We start from the raw sequence: 3,822 nt of genomic DNA on the forward strand, positions 1-3,822 counted from the left end.
CGGTAACGCTCTTTTTATAGAAAACGCCTGAGATAAAATGCGTTACTTGTTAGTGAATCGTTACTTAGATCCGGACGACACGCGGCGAGCACCGACCAACTCCCCGCCTTTACGCAAAGCGGGGTGCCCAAGGCTATCAGGGCGCCGTCTTCTTCGACCGGAACCACATCGTCGCTGAGCAACCCATAGCCAGCGGCATTCAGTGCAGCGGCCAGTGTTGTCTTGCCGGAACCGCCGGGTGCGATCAGGAGAAGTGCTTGGCGATCGTCGAACGACAGGCCGGCACCGTGAACCACGAGAAGGCGTTCCTCCGCCCGACAGCCGATCTCGATTAAGGCGCCGATGGTCTCCACTAGGGCGTGCTCGGCGCCGATCCCGGTCTCGCCCGGACAACCATCAACGATAATGCGCCAAGCTGACGAATCGCCCCGGAGGTGCAGCCAATGGCCGTCGGCGGCTGATCCTGTAGGGGCCGCGCGCTCGACGCTGGGCAGCAGGTCGAAGAGGCGACGGGCCAAGTACTCGTCGTCAACGGCAAGCCCAACTCGGCGGTCTCCGGCACAAAACCAATGCAGCAATGCTGCAGGCGGTGCCGAAACGTCCGGCGAAGCGGCGATTTGCGGGGCACTCGATATTGCGGTCTCCGGCGGATCAAACAGGCCGGCGCTTCGCCATTGATGCGACAGCGCCGCCAAGTGCTGCCATGCAACCTTCTCCTCCAAGTCGAAGCGGTCAGCGATAGCCCGGGCCATGGTCGCAAGATTCAATCCGGCCGACTGCGCTTCCCAAGCCCACCCAGCCAAAGGGTCGAGGACAAATAGCCGGCGATCGTAGGCGGGGGCCAAAGCGAGATGGCCGGTTTTGAAGCCGGCCGTCAGGACGCTGGGGATCCTTGAAGATCGAGCGGAGGCGTTTACAAGATCCAACGCTGTGGAAACCAATCTCCTTAATCTCGGGAGGCTCAGACCGGCGGACACGGAGGTTGCAACGGCCCGCCACAGCTTGCCGCGCTGGCCCGCTTCGACAACATTAGGGCCATCATCGTCGGCGGGGTATAGACCGCCAGCCTGCCGAGCTTATCCAGCACGGCCCGGCGCCCTGCATCCAGCTGCGTCGAGTCCGCTGTTGGCGCCGGATTACGTGAGGTTTCGTGAGCATTCGACATCGATAAACTCCTAATCGTGCTTTACTTATAATCCACACCGCAACCTCCGCGCCCGCGGACGTCGTCGCCCGGCCGATGCGAGGCCCGACGACCGGGTCTCGCTGCGCGTCACGGGCAATCCTCGCCCTAAGCATCAGGCAAAGCGCTTAGCGACCAAGATAACGCCAAGTGAATGAGTGGGTTGTCTCGCTCATATTGAAGGCAAAACCATTCTCCAGCGATGGGTCCGCTTTCTTTTTGAGTTTTAGAGGATATTCGATTCCAGTCAGATCATCCACCAAGACGGATCGGTTGATGATCTCCTGCGGACCTTCCCAGCGGAGCATGATGTCGCGCGGCTGGTCGCTGCGCACCTCGATGCGCCAGCTGTCGGCCCCCTGGCCTTTCTTGTTCCTTTTATCGATTTTACCTTTACCCTTTCCTGTATCTTCAGGGATTGGGACAGGACGGTAATCGGAGTTGTAATCCCCGGGTCGAACCTCCCATTCGGGGTGCGGGAACACAACATTCAGGTAAGGCGAACCCGCAGGCGCCAGTGACGGAAGATCGCGACGGTCGTAACCCGCTTCTGTGCCATCAAGTTGGCCGAAGACGTTGTTTCTGTCGACCATACTCTCGGTGGTCTCTTCCGCGATGAAGCGCACATACCAGTTTTGACCTGCCTGAATCGCCCTGCCGTCTCGGTTCCGTAATGCCTCTCGGTCCTTCAGCCCGATCTTTGCCTCCTTGATCGGTTTGTCCTGCTTGGACTTGCCCCCCGCATGACTTTGGATGACGGCCTCGTCTGGAGAATCCGCTGATGCCGAGGGAATCAGCCAGTCGAGTGCGCGCGCAACCCAGGGAGTGGCCTCTCCAGGCGTCGCCTGACTCAACTTTGGAATCGCAGGGATCAGCAGCTTTGGTGACTTGCCAGAGGCGGCGGCCTTGACCATGACCCAAATGCCCTGCCATGGTTGCAAAATGCCGATCATGCCCGGCGTTGCGTCGTCGAAGGTCTCGTAGGCCGTGCCGTTCCACATGTAGTACTCGGGGCGCATAAAACCAGCCTCACCTGCGCCCGCGGGCGTGTAAGCTTCTCCATCGACCTCGACCACCACTTCCCACCAAGCCACCGGATAGGGCAGCGGGAAGCTGACCAAGTTGGCGCGATCTGCACCGCTTTCGGGGGCCACAAGGGGGATCTCGTAACAGCCGACGGTCGATGGGCAGTTGCCGTTGCTTATGACTAACGGGGTTGCGTTTGCCGAGAGGGGGGGAATCTCGATGTTCGAAGTCGTCGTCCCCCAACGCTTGATCCAGTACCCATCATCTTGGTTGACAACGCCGGAGGTGTCGCTAAATTCGTAGTACGCTGGGATATCAGCGTCACGCCCGTTGATGATCCAGGTATCGTTTGCCCCGGTCGCTGGAGCAGTATAGGTTCCCGAGACGCCAGAGAATATCGTGCTGATCGCCATGCTAGTAGTGTTGAGCGCCGGGATTGCGATTTGTGTCCAGCGATTTCCGGCGAGTGACAAGCCGTCGCCCCATGGGCAAAGACTGCGTGAGGCCCGGTTCAAATTTGCCACGGTTACAAACGACCTTCCTTGCCATGTAATTCCATTAACTTGTTCGCCTGCTCCGATGTCGAGGATCTCCCAAGCGATACCGTCGGGACTGACCGCAACGCGGCCGCCATCGACCGCGACAGCAAATTCGCTACCGCTCCAGACCGCATTATGGAGGTTATAAGTTTGGAGGGTGGGAATAAAGGTCCAGTTATTGCCGTCAGGGCTAGTCAGGATGGTCATGCAGTCGTACGGATCCAAACCGTCGTCGCAGCCTAGCGGTGTAAATGCTCCAACTGCCAAAAATTTCCTGCCATTCCAAACGATTCCCTCAAGTCGAGCATCTACGTTGGAGTCCTTAGGGCTCCAGGTAGAGCCGTCAGGGCTGGTCAGGATCGTGCCGGCATTGCCTACTACCAAGAACTGATCGCCGCCCCAAGTGGCGCCGAAAAGATTTTGGGTCGTGTCTGAGTCTCGGGACGTCCAAGTGCTACCGTCAGGGCTAGTCAGAATTTTGCCGGTGGTGCCTACTGTTAAAAACTGACTGCCGGACCAAGTGATGCCATACAAGGCTTCAGTGGTGGGGGCAGGAACAACGACCGTCCAATCAATGCCATTAAGGCTGGTGGTGATCGCGCCTTGTTCACCTACTGCCACATATTTAACACCAGACCAAGCTACCGCGTTCAACTGATTCGTGGTATTCGAAGTTCTCTCAGTCCAAGTGCCGCCGGAGGTGCCTGTCTTTATAACGCCACCGCTGCCAACCGCTACAAATAAATTGCCCGACCAAACGACTGATCTGCCGTCAAACGCTGTGCCGGCGGGTTGATAGTTGGTCCATCCTGCGCATTGGAAGGCGAAGGTAGACGACGCAGCAACCGCAAGACATCCTGCCGACAGCGCGATCAACGATCGGCGCAGTACCGATAATTTGGGAAAAACGGGGAACACGAAAAAGGGGGCAGAGCCCTTTTCGATACGTGACGCGTGGAGGCTGACCCGGTCGCCGACGCCGCGCCCTCCCCCTGCTGCTTCAAATGAGTACGGCCACCTTCCCTGATGTTTCTTCCCCCTTAAATCGTCATCTTTCATGAGGGAGAGCGGTGT

Annotated in this window: 2 protein-coding genes; both read right to left on the reverse strand. The window is 58.5% G+C overall.

The genetic code is table 11. From position 1 onward, the window contains the following. Window positions 1-14 precede the first annotated feature (14 nt). The gene (locus tag THIMADRAFT_RS24090) at window positions 15-752 is read right to left on the reverse strand and encodes a hypothetical protein (RefSeq protein WP_007195752.1); all 738 of its coding nucleotides are present in this window, start codon (window positions 750-752) and stop codon (window positions 15-17) included. A 559-nt stretch (window positions 753-1,311) separates the two neighbouring features. Further along, the coding region (locus tag THIMADRAFT_RS26940) for a WD40/YVTN/BNR-like repeat-containing protein (protein WP_233490342.1) at window positions 1,312-3,822 on the reverse strand (2,511 nt) is incomplete at its 5' end.

It is taken from the genome of Thiocapsa marina 5811 (assembly GCF_000223985.1).
Lineage (GTDB): Bacteria > Pseudomonadota > Gammaproteobacteria > Chromatiales > Chromatiaceae > Thiocapsa > Thiocapsa marina.